The sequence below is a fragment of the Pedobacter heparinus genome, assembly GCF_032678725.1.
GTDB classification, from domain to species: Bacteria; Bacteroidota; Bacteroidia; order Sphingobacteriales; family Sphingobacteriaceae; genus Pedobacter; species Pedobacter heparinus_A.
In genome coordinates this window covers 326,129-343,828 of the sequence record NZ_JAVTSC010000003.1, presented here as the reverse complement: position 1 = coordinate 343,828, position 17,700 = coordinate 326,129, and the positions used below count along the sequence as shown (strand labels likewise).

The following is a 17,700-nucleotide window of genomic DNA, read 5'->3' as shown; positions in this document are numbered from 1 at the left end:
ACAGACCAGTTTTTGTGTTTTAATATAAATTGTCTTTGTTTCTGTTAATGCCTGTAATATTGTAAGATATAACATTATAGGGTATTATTTTACCAGAGCAACAAAAGAGTCGATAGGAAGATTGGTAACACCGATTGTTTACCCTAATCATGCTGCTAAAAACTCTTTATATTTAAAATTAATATTTGCAAATAATCTAAAATTCATTATCTTCGGTTACGTAACCGAACTAAACCCAATTTGTTAATTTGAAGTTTATTCAAATTAACGAGATCAGACCATAATTATGACCAAACCTGAGATCCAATCGGATGAATGCTTATTAATGGCATTTTTTAAATCTGTACGATAAGCTTCTAAAATTATGAACAATACTTACCTATCCTGCATGGCATATTTGCATACCATCTGTAGAAGCTCCTTATTTTCTTTCAGTACGCTTTGCCTGATCATTTTTGCTGCAGACCTCCCTGCGCAGAATGCCGTAGGGCAACAAACTGGATTAAGAATGGTGAGTAGAAAGGTAACCAGCGATATGCCGCATATCCACGGAAGTATATACACCGATCACAAAGCACTAAGCTTGCGTTCGGGAGACTTTATTTCTGTGGATAATGGAGAAAGCTGGGTAGAAAAACCTATAACACCTAATTTTGCCTTGGGACTTCCATTTGGTTTTCGCAGAGATCTGGTGGCCTCCCTATCCGATTCCCGCAATGGACGGATTTTAACGGTGTTTAATTCTTTAGATCTAGAAAACCTGGATCCCGGCATCCGCGAACCTCCTGTAGCACAAAAATCCTATTACCTGAGGTACAAGATATCCGATGATGGGGGTAAAACCTGGAAGTTTGATGAACCCATTGTTCAGAAGGGTGACTTTACAGCAAAAAATCCTTTGCCCGGTGTTTTTATTGGAAAGAATTCCATATATGTAGGAGATAGAGGATCAAAGCCACTTGTTACCAACAAGGGAAAAATCCTTGTGCCTGCGCAAACTACGATAGTGGGAGAGAATGGAGAACTGTTTAACCCCGGTAATGGCCATACTTACACCGATGCAGTTGTATTGATCGGTAGCTGGACAAAAGACAATAAAATTGCCTGGGAAATGTCTGATCGTATAATAGGAGATCCAAAACGGTCTACCAGGGGAATGATCGAGCCGACGGTTATAGAACTTAAAAATGGACATTTGGTCATGGTAATGAGGGGCAGCAATGAGCAAAAAGGGGGTAAGAGTCATACATTGCCAGGTTATAAATGGTTATCGGTCTCAAAGAATGGAGGGAAAAGCTGGACCAGGCCTGAACCACTTGCTTTTGAAGGTGGAAAAGAACTGTTCTCTCCGTCATCTATGTCTACTTTATTTAAACATTCAAGCGGCCGATGTTTTTGGATCGGCAACAGAACTCCCGAAAATAATAAAGGAAATCTACCCAGATGGCCACTGGTCTGCGCGGAACTGAATACTAAAGATCTTAAATTGATCGGCAGCAGCGTATTGGTTTTAGATACCCAGGAGGATACGGATAAGCTACGGGGAAGGTTGGATATCTCACATTTCTCCGTGATGGAAGATCGGAAAAGCAAAGAGATCATCATCACCTATCCACGGTCCTATAATGCTTATAAGTCACAGGAATGGGTCATTACGCGTGTTGCAATTAATTAATTATGGAGATAGACAAATATTCGAGACGAAAATTCATCCAAACATCTTCCGTTCTTGCTAGCATTTCCGGAATACTACTGAGCGCAACACCTTCGATTGCCGGGGGAGGAAGTGCAGGTGGGCTGGATGATCAGGCAGATTTACTGTTGCTGACTCGGTCATTGAAAGAGAAAGCACCTATGAAATGGGTTTTTTCAGGCGACAGCATTACACAAGGGGCCAAGCATACACATGGGGAGCGCTCTTATCCTGAAATCTTCGCGGAGCGGGTCAGGTTTGAATTGGGCAGGAGTCGCGACATGATTATAAACTCTGCTATCAGCGGAAATGCTTCTAAGAATGTTTTGGCTGATTTTGACTGGAGAATAGCTCAGTTTAAGCCGCAGGTGGTTTCGTTGATGCTGGGTACCAATGATGCAGCGGTTAACCGAACAACAACGCCTGGGCAATTTGAAAAAAATCTTGAATTGCTGGTTGATCAGGTCAGGTCGCTAAATGCCATACCCATTTTACATACACCCAATATTATTATAGCAGAAAAAGCTGCTGAAAGAAGCAGACTGCCTGAATACGTTGCGCTGATCCAAAATGTAGCCAGCAAAAAAAATGTAATTCTTATTGACAATTGGGTGTATTGGGAGAAGATGATGATTGAGCAGTCAGGTCGTATTCACAAGGAGTGGTTGAACGATCCCTTACATCCCAATGGTATAGGACATCAGGAAATAGCTCGTTTATTATTTAAAAAGCTTTCCATCTTCGATCCTAAAGAGCCCAGCTGCGGTGGAGTGTATTATGAAGGCGACCATTAGAATTTAATCATGTACCTATGAATGTACAACAATTTAAAATTCCCGCGCGGCCAATCTGGATGGAGGTGGCTCGACTGGGATGCGGTCCCACGGGCTGTAATAACGGTATAGGTATCATAAACACTAAAACGGAATGATCGAAAATACGACTAAAAAATTTCTAGTAATTGCTTTATTGACGTTTCTTAATTTGAGTTATGTATTTCCTCAAACTAACAGCATTAAAATCATACCTAAACCTGAGAAAGTAATTTTAAATGGTGTGAATATAACTTTGAAAAAGAATATTCAGGTTTATATCGATCCGCGTTCTACGTTAAACATGGATTATGTAAAAGAAGTATTGACCGATGTGGGTTTCGAGCCATTGTTTACGAACAAAGAAAAGCAGGCTGGACTTATTCTAAAAGTCAGTAAGGTTGTTTCAGATGGTTTTGAGGCGTATGAACTGAATGTAGAAAATCGTTCTAGGGCCAACCGCGTCATTGCCAATGCCAATGAAAAAACAGGTCTGATCTATGCGCTGCAAACCTTGCGACAGTTGGTTACAAAAACCGCCGCCGGAATCTCCATTCCTTCTTGTACCATTAGTGATGCTCCTCATTTCAGTTGGCGTGCTTTTATGCTGGATGAAGGCCGTCATTTTCATGGAAAACCGGTGGTAAAAAAGCTGTTGGATGAAATGGTCCGGCTGAAGCTGAATACCTTTCACTGGCATCTGGTGGATGATCCCGGATGGCGCATTGAGATTAAGAAATACCCATTGCTTACTGAAGTGGCTTCCAAAGGCGACCATACATTGATGAAAAAAGGTCTGACTCCTGCCAATTGGGACAGCCTTTACAACCATAAACCTGGCAAATTCTACACGCAAGAAGATATTAAGGAGATCGTACAATATGCAGATACCCGGGGAATCCTGATCATCCCTGAAATTGAGGTGCCGGGCCATGCTTCGGCCTCGATCTACGCCTATCCCTGGCTGGGTTCAAGCAGCAGGCTAACAGGTAAGCCAATATATGGCGACTTGTATCAGGTGGCTGACCCCAAGGTGGAAGGTTTTCTGCATGATGTGTTGGATGAGATTATTTCCCTCTTCCCAAGTAAGATCGTCCACATAGGTGGTGATGAAGCCGATTATAAGCACTGGAAGAACTCATCGGAAATCAACGCTTTTATGAAAGTCAATAAAATCCCAACCTATACTGATCTTCAGGTCTGGGCGATAAACAGAATGTCTGCATATATCTCGTCCAAAGGATACCGGATGATCGGCTGGAATGAGATTACGGGCGACAATATTCGTGGGGAGGCTCATGTTGAGTCTAGTCAGTCAGAAAAGCTGGCACCGGGTACTATTGTACAGTTTTGGGATGGAGAAGTGAGCCTGATCAACAAGGCGATCGAAAAAGGGTATGAAGTGGTCAATTCCAATCGCTTCTTTACCTATTTGGACTATCCTTACAACGTGACATCAATGGAGAAAGCCTATTCTTTCAATCCGGTACCTAAGGGTATAGCGGCTAAGGACCGGCATAAGATATTGGGCCTGGGTGCGCAGATGTGGGGCGAGGTTACACCTGATGAAGAGCGCATCTATTACTATACATTTCCCAGGCTGGCTGTTTTTGGAGAGAACGGCTGGGTAGATCCGGCTAAAAAGCAAAGCTATCAGGAGTTTCGCGAACGCTTTTTGCTGATAGAAAATATATGGAAGGAAAAGGGCTACATCAAAAATCAAATAGGAAAGTATTAATATTGGAATAAAATGAAAAATCTCCAGGTTAGAAACAAGGTGTTTTTTAACATTCTGTGTGGTGCAGCATTTTTTTATTGTTTATGTTTATAAGTATGAAGTGGCTTTTAATACCTGTACTGGTTTGGTTAGGTTTTTTTTATTTTATCCCTACAGACAAGGTGGGCTTTGCTGAAATCGAGAAGGGCTTTGTAAAACCACCAGATTCGATACAGACCAGCGTGTATTGGTATTGGATCTCTGATAACTTGTCAAAAGAAGGTGTAGTTAAAGACCTTCAGGCCATGAAGGCAGTGGGTATCAACCGTGCTTTTATCGGTTTTATCGGGTTAGAAAATCCTGCGCATTATGGCAAGGTGAAAATGTTTTCTGAAGAATGGTGGACTGTAGTACATACTGCCTTAAAAACAGCTACTGATCTGGGGATCGAAATTGGTATTTTCAATAGCCCGGGCTGGAGCCAGTCTGGCGGGCCCTGGGTAAAACCGGAACAGGCCATGCGCTATTTGTCAAGCTCGGAAACCTACCTGAACAAGCCTGGTAAGGTTTCTGTTAAATTACCGAAGCCAGCGGGCAACTTCCAGGATGTAAAAGTACTGGCTTTCAGGGTGCCTAAAGATTATCAGTGCAGCTATGCAGATTTGAAACCAACGATTACGGCAGTGCCTTATTTAACTGGTATTGCCAATATCATGGACAAGAATGAGCAGACGGAAGTGGAGCTGGAGGCAGGGAAAACCGCTGTGATCACGATGACCTCCGCGGGGGAATTTTCAGCGCGGAGCCTGACCATCTATCCTTCCAAAAGAAATTTGAGTCTGGATGTGAAGTTGGAGGCTCTTGAAAAGGGCAGTTATAAAGAGATTAAACAATTTAAGGTAGATAGGAGCAACAATAAGCTCCATGTAGGCTTTCAGCCTTTCGCCCCAGTGGTGGTGTCGTTTGATGCGGTCAATTCCAGCTCATTTCGTCTTACATTTAGCAATCCTTCTGCAAAGGCGGGAATTGCAGAAATCAGACTTTCTCCTGTTCCTAAAGTGGAGCGCTTTGTAGAGAAGACTTTGGCAAAGATGCACCCAACCCCACTTCCGTACTGGCATGAGTATCAATGGGCAATACAACCTGCAGTAAAGGAGACAGAACTTTTAATTGACAAAACTTCCGTAATAGACATCAGTAAAAACATGTCGGCCGATGGTACTCTGAACTGGACCGTGCCGAATGGGGAGTGGATAGTTCTAAGAACTGGTATGTTACCTACAGGAGTAGAGAATGGACCAGCCTCTCCTGAAGCAACTGGACTGGAGGTCGATAAAATGAACCATGAACATGTGGCCAAACATTTTGAAGCCTTTATGGGTGAAATACAACGCCGTATTCCTGCACAGGATAGAAAAAGCTGGAAGGTAGCGGTGCAGGATAGTTATGAGATGGGCGGACAAAACTGGACGGATGATTTTATCACTAAATTCAGGAAACGTCATGGTTATGATCCTATTCCATTTATTCCGGCAATGTACGGCCATGTAATTGGTAGTCAGGACCAGTCCGACCGTTTTTTATGGGATCTGAGGCGTTTTGTAGCCGACAATATAGCCTATGAATATGTTGGCGGTTTGCGAGATGTAAGCCATAAAAATGGCCTGACCATCTGGCTGGAAAATTACGGCCACTGGGGTTTCCCTGGTGAGTTTTTACAGTATGGCGGTCAGTCTGACGAAATCGGTGGAGAATTTTGGAGTGAAGGCGAGTTGGGTGATATTGAAAACCGTGCGGCTTCGTCTGCAGCACATATTTATGGAAAGACTAAGGTGTCTGCAGAATCTTTTACCGCTGGCGGAAATACATTTGGGCGGTATCCTTCGATGATGAAACAGCGGGGCGACCGCTTCTTTACCGAGGGGATCAACAATACCTTGCTGCACGTATATATCCATCAGCCTTATGAAGGCCGCAAGCCGGGTGTAAATGCCTGGTTTGGCAACGAATTTAACCGGTTTAACACCTGGTTTTATGATATGGACATGTTTATACAGTACCTCAAACGCTGCAATTTCATGCTTCAGCAAGGTAAGTACGTAGCAGATGTAGCCTATTTCATTGGAGAAGATGCGCCAAAAATGACTGGTATACAGGATCCTAAGCTTCCTCCGGGTTATTCGTTTGATTACATCAATGCTGAAGTGATCCTGAACCGGCTGACCATAACAGACGGGAGGTTTATGCTTCCTGACGGCCTCTCGTATAAAATATTGGTGCTCCCGGCGCTGGAGACGATCAGACCAGACCTGCTGGCCAAAATCGAATCTCTGGTCAAAGCCGGAGGGGTGATTCTGGGGCCAATACCTAAGCGTTCGCCCAGCCTGGTGGATTATCCAAATGCGGATACAAAAGTAAAGAAAATGGCTACCCAATTATGGGGCAATATTGACGGGCAAAAAACCAAAACCCATCCCTATGGCAAAGGAATGGTAATGAGCGGATTCAATCTGCAGCAGGCTATGAACTGGTTGGGTATGGTGCCCGACTTTAACATTGCTCCAAACGATCCTGCTCTTTTTATCCATCGCCGCACTGCGGAAGGAGAGATCTATTTTGTCTCTAATCAGAGCGATAAAAAGATCAATATAAATCCTGCTTTCCGCGTGAGCGACAAAACCCCAGAACTCTGGAATGCCATTACCGGGAAAATGCGCGATCTGCCTCAATATACTTCCAGTGGAAAAACCACTTCAGTACCTTTACAGTTAGAAGCCTATGAAAGTGCTTTTGTTGTTTTTAGAAAGCCTTTTGCCACTGCAACTAAAAATATAAAACTAAACTTTCCAGAACCTTCACAGTCGCTCAGTCTAAAGGGCGATTGGACTGTCCGCTTTGACAAAGAAAGCCGTGGGCCAGAAGAGCCTGTAGTATTCAAAAGCCTGACAGATTGGTCTAAAAATACAGACGAACGTATTAAATATTACGCTGGTTCGGCCGTTTACACCAAATCTTTTAAACTAAAGAAGCCAATGAATGGACAACGTATTTATGTGGAGCTGGGTGCAGTTACAGCCCTGGCAAAGGTGAAAGTAAATGGAAAAGAGACGGGTGGCGTGTGGACTGCACCTTACAAAGTTGATATTACAGAAGCAGTGCAGGAAGGTGACAACAAGCTGGAAGTGAAGGTGGTCAATAACTGGGTCAACCGCATGATCGGCGATCTGAATCTTCCTGAAGCGCAACGAAAGACATGGTCGCTCGTCAATCCCTATAAAGCCGATAGTCCGCTTCATCCTGCCGGGTTGCTGGGCCCAGTTGTATTGAAAACCTTCAGTTATTAGGCTTTATAAACCTAAACTTGATCCTTAAACAAACCTAAACCCGCAAATTAAAATGTTTAAAAAGCAAATCCCTCTTCTTCTCTTCTGTTTGACATCGATGGTTTCGGTGGCACAGCAGGCCATAAGCCGAAAATATATATCCCCGGTACGCATATTGTGGCAGGATGGTGAAGTTAGAAATAGCGAAAAGCTGCTTATAGAAGGCAATGGACAGGCTAACCTGGCCAACAGAGACATGGTATTTCTTAAAAATACAGCTACAGGTAAAAAAGCCTCCATACTGCTCGACTTCGGAAAGGAATTGCATGGAGGACTGGAGATCGTAACCGGTATGTGGGGGCCAAATAAACCCTTAAAAGTTCGAATCCGCTATGGCGAGTCGGCCAGCGAGGCGATGTCCGATGTGGGTGTCAAAGGTGCCACCAATGACCATGCGATCCGGGATTTTACAGCACTACTGCCCTGGTTGGGCAAGATCCAATTTGGTGAAAGTGGTTTCCGTTTTGTACGGATTGATCTGCTAGAGGAAAATGTAGAATTACAGCTCAAAGAGGTGAGGGCTATTTTTACTTACCGCGACATCCCTTATTTGGGTTCTTTTAAAAGTAGTGATGAACGCTTAAATAAGATATGGGCAACAGGGGCCTATACTGTACACCTCAATATGCAGGAATACCTTTGGGACGGCATAAAACGAGACCGCTTGGTCTGGGTGGGAGACCTGCATCCTGAAGTGGCTACAGTCAATGCTGTTTTTGGATACAACGAAGTAGTACCCAAAAGCTTGGATCTCTCGAGGGATATTACGCCACTTCCTGCCTGGATGAATGGAATCAGTGCCTATTCCATGTGGTGGATCATTCTTCATTACGATTGGTATATGCAGCATGGAAATCTGAAGTATCTGAAAGAACAGCAGCCTTATCTAAACGGACTGGTTAAACAAATCATAAGCAAAGTAGGCGAACACCATAAAGAAAATATGGATGGTACGCGCTTTCTGGACTGGCCTTCCAGTGAAAATAAACCGGGTATCCATGCCGGTCTGCAGGCCATGACCGTTTGGTCATTATCTACAGCCGCCAGGCTGGGGCACATTCTCGGAGACAAAGAAACCGAATCGTTATGTAATAAGACCGTAAGTGGTATGAAAAACTACATTCCCGATCCAAATGGATCGAAACAGGCAGCTGCGTTGATGGCCATCGCAGGACTCATTTCTGCTGAAAAGGCAAATAAAGAAGTGATTTCGGTTGGTGGTGCAGCTAATTTCTCTACGTTTTACGGCTACTATATGCTGGAAACGAAAGCCCGTGCCGGCGACCACCAAGAGGCTATGGATGTCATCAAGGAGTACTGGGGGGCGATGCTTGATCTTGGAGCGACTACCTTTTGGGAAGATTTCAACCTGGATTGGTTGCCCAATGCTTCCCGTGTTGATGAACTCGTGCCAGAAGGCAAGAAAGACATACACGGCGATTATGGTGCCTACTGTTATCTTGGACTAAGGCACAGTCTGTGCCATGGATGGGCTTCTGGTCCGACCGCCTGGCTAACTGAACATGTGCTCGGTGTGAAGGTCATCGAACCAGGATGTAAAACGTTAAAGATCACACCTCACTTAGGCGATTTGAAATTCGTAGAAGGAAGTTACCCAACACCTTATGGTGTGGTTAATATTAAGCATACAAAAATGGCAGACGGCAAAATAAAATCAGAAATAAAAGGCCCGAAAGAAGTAAGAATAGTTAGGTAATGGTTTTGGTGTCTGAATTTATTATTTGCAAATAATCTAAAATATTCATTATATTCGGTTACGTTACCGATACTAACCGCCCACTATTAACTTGGGTGTCAAAATTAATAATTAATTAGATCTTCCTGTCATAGAATGAATCAATTTTAAAAATGAATTTGAGAAATAAACTGTTTCTGGCCATAGCATCCGTAGTACTTAACATTGGATTTGTCAAAGCCATTGATAAGCCTGTCCAATCGACTCAAAAACCTTCAAAAGCAAATATTTCCAAACCATACTATCAGCCAGTTTTTTTAGGTGATATTAAGCCTAAAGGCTGGCTTTTAGAACAACTAACGGTAATGAAGAACGGCTCTACCGGCCAGATGGATAAAATTTATGATAAAATAAAAAATGATAATGGCTGGTTAGGCGGCAAAGGCGACAATTGGGAAGAAACACCCTATTGGCTGGATGGTGCAGTTCCATTGGCCTACCAGTTGAACGATACAGAACTAAAAGCTATCGTGCTCAAATATATCAATTGGTCTATAGATAATCAGCGTCCATCCGGCTATTTTGGCCCGATCACCAAATGGGAAAGAAAAACAGGAAAGCAGCTTGACCTTGCCAATTGCGAACAGGGAGAAGACTGGTGGCCTAAAATGATCATGCTAAAAGTGATACAGCAATATTATTCTGCTACACAGGATGAAAGAGTAATCCCTTTCATGACCAAATATTTCAACTATCAAAAAGAGGCTTTAAAAAAATGCCCGATTGGAAAATGGAGCGAATGGTCACAATCTCGCGGAACAGATAACGTAATGATGGTACAGTGGCTTTATGGCATTACAAAAGATGGGGCCTTATTAGAGCTGGCCAGCCTTATCAATGCTCAGTCTTTTGCCTGGAGCCAATGGTTTGGTGGCAGAGATTGGGTAATAAATGCTGCCGCCCGCCCAAATGGCAAGAAATGGATGAGCAGGCATGGTGTAAACGTAGCTATGGGTTTAAAAGATCCGGCTATAAATTTTCAGCGAACAGGTGACAGTACTTACCTGAAAACGCTAAAAACAGTTTTTAATGATCTGATGACTTTGCATGGTCTGCCTCATGGAATTTTTTCGGCCGATGAAGATTTACACGGCAACCAACCAACGCAAGGCACTGAGCTTTGCGCTACTGTAGAAGCGATGTATTCGTTAGAAGAAATTATAAATATTACCGGAGATACACATTACATAGATGCATTGGAAAGAATGACTTTTAATGCCATGCCTTCGCAAACAACCGATGATTATCATGAAAAACAATATTTTCAGATTGCCAACCAAATAGAAATCAGTCGTGGTGTTTTTGCATTTACTTTGCCTTTTGATAGGAAAATGAACTGCGTTTTAGGCGCAAAAAGCGGATACACCTGTTGTTATGTAAATATGCATCAGGGTTGGACAAAGTTTAGCCAAAATTTGTGGCATAAAACTGAAAATGGTTTAGCTGCTTTAATTTACGGCCCCAATACCTTAACCACAAAAGTTGGTTCTCAACAAACCGATGTAACAATTGAAGAAGCAACAAACTATCCGTTCGATGATCAGATCAATTTCAACTTGTCATTAAAAAAAGCGGTAACCTTTCCTTTTCAACTGCGCATTCCGACGTGGTGTAAAGAAGCGGTCATTTTGATCAACGGTAAAGAATACAGCAAAGAAAAGGGCGGAAAAATAATTACCGTAAACAGAACCTGGAAAAACAAAGACCAATTGACTTTGCAGTTGCCAATGGAAGTCTCTGTTTCTGAATGGGCAGATAATTCAAGAGCGGTGGAACGTGGCCCCTTGATTTACGGCTTAAAAGTCCAGGAAAAGTGGAGTGAAGGAACAGATGAAAAAGAAGGGAAATATTTTGAAGTTCATCCGGCATCGGCCTGGAATTACGGACTTTTAGAGAAAGTAAGTAAAAATCCTGTTAAAGAAACAACAATAACGTTTAAAGCGCTTAAGAAAGATTTTAGGTGGAATTTAGAAAATTCGCCCGTTGAAATTATAGTAAAAGTGAAAAGAATACCGGGATGGAAATCACAGAACGGTTTGGCCTATCTTCCGGTTACTGGCCGGGAAGGGTTTTATAAAGGACCGGTAGACAGCGATATAGAAAATGTTACTTTACTTCCTGTTGGCTTTACTAAATTAAGAATTATAGCATTTCCTGTAGTAAAATAGAATGATATGAATAAATATTGCATTATTTTTTTTCTAATCACAATTAACCAGTTAGGGGCTATGGCGAATACAATAGCCCCTGAACATAGGCAGTCGATTGTCCAGGATACTTTGAAAAAAGGGAACCAGGATTGTGATACAGGAATCAAAATTACCTATGCACCATCACTGCCCAGTAATAAATTTGCAGATATTTATGGAGATAACGATATCGCCATCACAAGTTTTGTTGCCAGATGTTCAAGATTGAAGGAAGTTTATATCTGGGTGAATGAAGAGAGCGGTGGGCTTATAGGAGCACAGATTGCACAAGGAGGGCCATATGGACAAGTGATAGCCAGAGGGAATGTTGCCGGACGTTCTGTAGGCAAACAGCGGGTTGATTTTGCCAATCCCATCTATCTGGAAACGGGAAAGACCTATTATCTTAAGCTATTCAAAGGGGAACCGGCTACGATTAGGGGTGCAGTAGCCAGAACGGAAAAAAATTCTGCCGATATCAAGGGATATCTTACACATGGGCCGCTGTCTTATGATCTTGCCCATGAAATGGTGTTCGATAAATGGAAAGGAAGTGCGCCTGCCAATGTACGGTTTGATGAAAGGAAGAAACTGCCGGTACGGTATGAAGAAAACGTAAATAAAGCACTTCAAGCCAATACCGATTTATTTGGCGAAGAAGTGTTAAAATTTCCAGGCGGACCTACCTATGATCAGGTCAAAGACTATCTTACTCCACTCAAGCTGATAGGAACCGCTGTGTCTGAGTCTGGTGTTTATTATATTCCTTTCGGAAGACCAGCGAACCTTGCCGGATATGGCCCCGCTGCATTGCATCTCGGAGATGGCAGTCAGATTGTCTCCCAGGTTTCCAGCGGAACCAAAACCACCATGTTCGTAGGTGCAGAGGGGCAGGAACGTTATGGTTTCGCTGAAGCGAGGCTTGCACAGGAACGTCTTGAAGACGGTTATCAGCCAATATTGGTCAATGAATATACGGATCTATCAGGTGTAAAGTACATTCAGGAATCATTTTCTGACTATTCATTTGCAACTACCGAGCTGGTCAGTTTCATTAAAATAACAATAAAGAAAGAAAATGCCAAAATTGATAAAGTAAAGTTAGGACTGCTTTTTTCAGATAGTGATCTCGTTCTTGATGGGACTGTGTTAAAATCAGGAAATAAAGTGAGGGCACTATTGGCAAAAGGAGGAAAGCTTAGCGGAGGGAATAACATTACCTATGAACTGGATTTGAGCCAGGGAGATCAGGAACTGTATTTTGCCAGATTATTGCATCCGGCAGACTGCATCCGGAAAGAAATTGATGCGCAATACTACAATGCAGAAAAGACAGAATTGAAGCAATACTGGAACAATGAACTGGCTAAAGGCGCAACATTTGATGTGCCTGAAGAACGTGTAAACAACGCCTGGAAAAACTTGCTGGTGCAAAATCTTTATATGGGCTATTTGTATAGTATAGGTAACATCTACCAAACCTGGTATCAGCCGGAGGGGAATGATGCGGCCAGAGTAATGGGCGAATATGGTCATATGTTCCGACAGAAAGCCATACACGAAGTGCTGCTTTCTGTCCCGTTGAGAAAATACCGGACCTGGGAAATTGGAGAATTATTGTCGCATTCAGCCCAATATTACTACATTTCTAAAGATAGCGCCTTTATCCATCAACATCAGCCGAAGTTTATCAGTTACCTGGAAGATTTTGAAAAACAAATGAAGTCTTCAGCGCACGGCGTACTGAATGCAGAGGCTTTTTCTGGCGATATCGCTGAAAAATTAGTTTATCTACATCATCAGGCGGTTGCATGGCGTGGTATGCGGGATATGGCTTACCTCCTGAAATCCCTTGGCAGTACTTCAACTGGCGACAAATATATTGACCTGGCGGATAGCTTAAGAAGCCGGTTGTTAACAGCGTTGAATGAAAGTAAAACCATATTGCCGGATAGCAGCATTTTCTTGCCCACCGAACTGTTTACAAAGGAAAAGCCCGTAGCCTATCCCAGGATTACCGAAACAAAATATGGATCGTACTGGAACCTCTGTTTTCCTTATGTGGCCGGCTCCGGGCTTTTGGACAAGCAATTGGTATCCGGTTATTATAAATATCTGAAAAATCATGGTGCCTTTTTTTTAGGTATGGTGCGCTTCAACTATTACCCTGTTCAGACAGGTAATTATTATAAAGACGGATTACCGGGATACAAAACACCAGGTGTAGATAATGTGTACGGGCTTAATCTAAGCCGTATGATCGCGATGATGGATGACCCCGACAGATTGGTACTTTCTATGTATGCCAAGCTGGCACATGGAATGACCAGGAATACATTTATTTCGGGCGAAGGAGATACTATAGGGCCATATCCTGATGAGTATTACAGAACGTCTTACCTGAGTCCCTCCAGCTTTAACAACAGTTGGTTTCTGCAGATGCTGCGGTTGATGCTCATTGCAGAAACGGACGGAAAAAATGGCCTTCCGGAGAAACTCCACCTGGCTTATTCAACACCGCGTGCCTGGCTGGCACAAGGGAAACAAATTAAGGTTGCTGATGCTCCCACACTGTTCGGAAAAATAGATTATATGATCGATTCAGACATTCAAAATGACAGGATTCATATCGCGGTTACACTGCCTGCTCAAGTCAGTGCTGCAGCGGAGGTTTCTATCAGACTGCGCATCCCTGAAAAGAAAAAAATTCAAAACGTAAGTATAAATGGGGCCAGGCACAAAAAATTTGACGCAGCTAAGGAAACGATAGACCTTACCGGTAAAAGTGGAAGTCTTAATGTAATTGTTCGGTATCAATAATCAGCAAAACCGAACAATGGCAGTATCCGGTAGCCGAGCATAAAGATGATTCTTAATATCAAGAACACAATCAAAGCTGGTTTAACATAGTTATTTTTGATGGTAGCCAGGAAAAATAATAAAGCCCCTATAGTTACAATATCCATCGTCCAGCCATAATACTCATAGATCAGGCTAAGGTTGCTTATCCCTTCGTTCTGATGCATAGCAGGAACAAGCAATTTTTGTATCAGAAACAGGATAATAGAGCTCAGATAATCAAGGCCAATAATGACGATTAAAGATTTTATGGTGTGTTCATCGCTTTTGGCTTGCAGGGGTGCTGGAAGCAGTTCTGATCCGCAGTTTGCACAAAACCTGGCTTCAGGTAAATTAGCAGTGTTACATTTTATGCAGTCCATCGGTATTTTTTTAATTGAAATAGGATTTTCTATCGATCACCATGGTATTGGCCGCACGATCGCCAAGTTTTCTACCATCATCCGTGGCCAGTATCATTACCGGTTCTATAAAATTTCCGATTAGAGGGACTATTCCCAACAATAGAGACACTATATTTCTTAGAAAGGATTTTGATTTTGTAATGGGCCTGTTGGTTTCCAGGTCAATTACTAAAAGCTTTAAAGCCTTTTTTCCATAGCTTTGGCCCTGACCAAAGCCATCCTTCAAAAGCTGGTAAGCAATAGGGATAAAAAAGAGTAATGCGCCAATGATACCAAGCGTGAACATCAGCGTTTCCTCGTTTCCATAAGCAGCAATAAAAGCAAATACAAGGAGGGTGGTTCCAGGAATTGCCAGTGCAAAACAAATTAAAGCGTCTAACAGTGCAGCCAGAAACCTGTTGCCCAGGTCAGCTTTAACATATCCCAGGTTGGTTATAGGTTTGCTCTCAAAAGGGTTATTTATACCCATCGGATTTTCGACATTTTGGGGAGTATCTGCCTCGATCAGCCGCGCGCCATCATTAATGCAAAATTTTACATTCTGTGGGTAACTGGTTTTGCATAAGGGGCATAAATTATTCATAGGGAAGATGGTTATAGCTGCCTTTGTTTCATTTTTTCTGCGGCTGCCTTGAACCTTACGAGCCTGTCTTTTGCATTTTTTTGTTTTCCGGCTAGTTCGATCGCTTTGCTCTGATTAAGCAGCGCTTCATCATACAGCTGCATGCGGTAAAATATATGAGCCATGGTGTCATAGTATTCGGCAGTTGGCGATAGCTCGAGTGCACGTTTACTCCACAACAATGCTTTAGTCAGATAATTGATATTACGGGTGCCTAGCATATAAAAATCCCAGGCAGCATTATTTAATATCATCGCTAAGCTTTTTGCCGGGTCAGTATTATAGCTAAGGGAGGTATAAGTATAAGTTGTTCGGGTAGCTGTTACAGGGTATTTTTTTTCTATGGCCGCTACACGTTCTTTTGATGCAATAGTCACACTGTCTTTTTTATCCTGTAGTTTTTTTGTTACTTTTTGGATGGAGTCGGCGGTAATTTTCATGTAATACTGATCGTAATAGTATTGTGCCTGGCGATAATAATTGTTAGTGTCTTTTACCGCTTTGTAATAATTAAGCAGTAGATAGGTAGCCTGCTTGTTAGCTGCCGTATAATTTTTTGAATAGGTGCCGCGTACATAATTGGATAATGAGTTTGCCAATGTTGAATTTTTGGTAGCTACCGCTTCATCTTGGGTATTTTTAATGATGCAATTGTTGAGATCAATCCTTTCCCGCAAAGACAGGGTTTTATAAATACTGTCAACAATCTTTCGATTGGTGTAAGCCAGTTTATATGCCTTTCCATAAGCAAATGGACCCGCTCTTAAAACAAACAATACCTCATTATAGTCATTAAAGGCCCCTATGGTTAAAAAATCAACATATTCGTCAATTAATTTAGCGTTATCAGACAGGCCAAGTTGTTGCCTTGCGCTGATATATTCCTTTAATAAATCTTTACTTAGGTTTCCAGTTTTGTATTTTTCTTCATAGTCAGCCAGAGATGAGCCGCTGGAGTGCTTGTTTAAAGCCTGGTTTGCTAAATCTAAATAATGTTTTGATGCGCTGCTGCTTTTGGCCCCTTTAGCAATTAAAGTACCATTCGCGTCAAGAAAAATATAGGCGGGCAGCATCTTTAACTGATATTTTCGCATAAACGCTGCGGCCTCGGAGTCGGGGAAGCTAACTGCATAATTCACAAAATTTTTATTGTAAAACTGAACTACCTCCTTGCTGTTGATAGCGCTTTTAACAGTACTTTTAGATATCGGACCAATGTTCAGGAATACCGGACGTTTAGTTTCAGCGGCTTTTTTCAGTGCGGTATTAAAATTCTTTTCATAGCTGATCTGGGCAAATGAATAGCTGGCCTGGGCCAAAAGAATAGTTAAGAGAATTAGTTTTCGCATGGAGCATTATTTAATTGACTAATATAACATAATTTTACTTACACTTTCCGATCCAGAACATCCTTGATTTTGTTTGCATTTTCCATGAGTTCCGTAAGGTAATCCCAGTTCTCTTTTTCAATACAGGATTTAAATTTCCTGAGTTGGGTTATGTGTTCGTTTAACACGTCAAGTACATTTTCCTTGTTCTGCTTAAATATAGGCATCCACATCGCCGGGCTACTTTTTGCCAGCCTTACTGTACTTTCGAAACCCGCGCTGGCCAGTTCAAATATGGCGTTTTCTTCTCTTTCTTTCTCCAGTACGGTATTGGCCAAAGCGAAAGAAGTAATGTGGGAAATGTGACTGACATAAGCCACGTGTACGTCATGATCTTTTCCATCCATATACACATTATACATGCCAAGCAAAGTATACAGCTGCTCTACTGTTGTCAGCGCATCTTTATCGCTATCTGCTGCATTGCAGATCACATTCGCCCGTCCATCAAAGGCATCCTCGGTTGCTGCTTCCGGCCCACTAAATTCAGTACCCCACATTGGATGCGTGGCGATATATCTGCCCCTGTTGACATGCCCCTTTGCAGCATCCAGCAGCGACATTTTTGTGGAACCGGTATCCAGTACAATCTGGCTCTTGATCTGGTCCAGTACCTGAGGTAACAATACGGTACAGGCACTTACCGGGGCACTTAGTATGATCAGGTCGCTGTTGGCTATTGCATTATTCAGATCAGTGATCTCATCAACAATCCCGAGCTCCAGTGCTTTCTGCGTGTGCGCCTGCTGATTGTCTACGCCGAATACTTTTGAGGCAAAACCTTTTTGCTTCAACACCAAAGCCATGGAACCTCCGATAAGTCCGAGACCGACTACTGCTATCTTCATTGTTCAAATATAATTATTATACGTTCTTT

11 protein-coding genes are annotated in these 17,700 nt (G+C 42.5%); 7 read left to right on the top strand and 4 right to left on the bottom strand.

Going from position 1 to position 17,700, the window contains the following annotated elements:
• The first annotated feature begins 364 nt into the window (after positions 1-364).
• From R2Q85_RS06830 to R2Q85_RS06800, 7 genes are all read left to right on the top strand, one after another.
• Positions 365-1,675, top strand: a complete 1,311-nt coding sequence (locus R2Q85_RS06830; protein WP_316811004.1) for a sialidase family protein — start codon at positions 365-367, stop codon at positions 1,673-1,675.
• Positions 1,676-1,677: 2 nt separating this feature from the next.
• Entirely contained in the window at positions 1,678-2,487 is an 810-nt protein-coding gene (locus R2Q85_RS06825) for an SGNH/GDSL hydrolase family protein (protein WP_316811003.1), read from the top strand.
• Positions 2,488-2,620: 133 nt separating this feature from the next.
• Complete coding sequence (locus R2Q85_RS06820) at positions 2,621-4,243, top strand: beta-N-acetylhexosaminidase (protein ID WP_316811002.1); 1,623 nt, start codon at positions 2,621-2,623, stop codon at positions 4,241-4,243.
• Positions 4,244-4,338: 95 nt separating this feature from the next.
• Positions 4,339-7,566, top strand: coding sequence for a glycosyl hydrolase (locus tag R2Q85_RS06815; protein WP_316811001.1), 3,228 nt, complete (start codon positions 4,339-4,341; stop codon positions 7,564-7,566).
• Positions 7,567-7,618: 52 nt separating this feature from the next.
• Positions 7,619-9,322, top strand: a complete 1,704-nt coding sequence (locus R2Q85_RS06810) for an alpha-L-rhamnosidase C-terminal domain-containing protein (RefSeq protein WP_316811000.1) — start codon at positions 7,619-7,621, stop codon at positions 9,320-9,322.
• 152 nt (positions 9,323-9,474) lie between these two features.
• The gene (locus R2Q85_RS06805) at positions 9,475-11,529 is read left to right on the top strand and encodes a beta-L-arabinofuranosidase domain-containing protein (RefSeq protein WP_316810999.1); all 2,055 of its coding nucleotides are present in this window, start codon (positions 9,475-9,477) and stop codon (positions 11,527-11,529) included.
• Positions 11,530-11,589: 60 nt separating this feature from the next.
• Positions 11,590-14,370, top strand: coding sequence for a hypothetical protein (locus R2Q85_RS06800; protein WP_316810998.1), 2,781 nt, complete (start codon positions 11,590-11,592; stop codon positions 14,368-14,370).
• Here R2Q85_RS06800 and R2Q85_RS06795 read toward each other — a convergent pair.
• Genes R2Q85_RS06795 through R2Q85_RS06780 form a run of 4 tightly spaced genes read right to left on the bottom strand, consistent with a single transcriptional unit; the run spans position 14,364 to position 17,671 of the window.
• On the bottom strand, positions 14,364-14,771 hold the full coding sequence (locus tag R2Q85_RS06795; RefSeq protein WP_316810997.1) for a zinc ribbon domain-containing protein: 408 nt from the start codon (positions 14,769-14,771) through the stop codon (positions 14,364-14,366). The two genes, R2Q85_RS06800 and R2Q85_RS06795, sit on opposite strands and share 7 nt — an antisense overlap.
• A gap of 10 nt (positions 14,772-14,781) precedes the next feature.
• On the bottom strand, positions 14,782-15,396 hold the full coding sequence (locus R2Q85_RS06790) for an RDD family protein (RefSeq protein ID WP_316810996.1): 615 nt from the start codon (positions 15,394-15,396) through the stop codon (positions 14,782-14,784).
• A gap of 11 nt (positions 15,397-15,407) precedes the next feature.
• Positions 15,408-16,784, bottom strand: coding sequence for a hypothetical protein (locus tag R2Q85_RS06785; RefSeq protein WP_316810995.1), 1,377 nt, complete (start codon positions 16,782-16,784; stop codon positions 15,408-15,410).
• Between the two features lie 38 nt (positions 16,785-16,822).
• Positions 16,823-17,671, bottom strand: coding sequence for a prephenate dehydrogenase (locus tag R2Q85_RS06780; protein WP_316810994.1), 849 nt, complete (start codon positions 17,669-17,671; stop codon positions 16,823-16,825).
• Between the last annotated feature and the right edge of the window lie 29 nt (positions 17,672-17,700).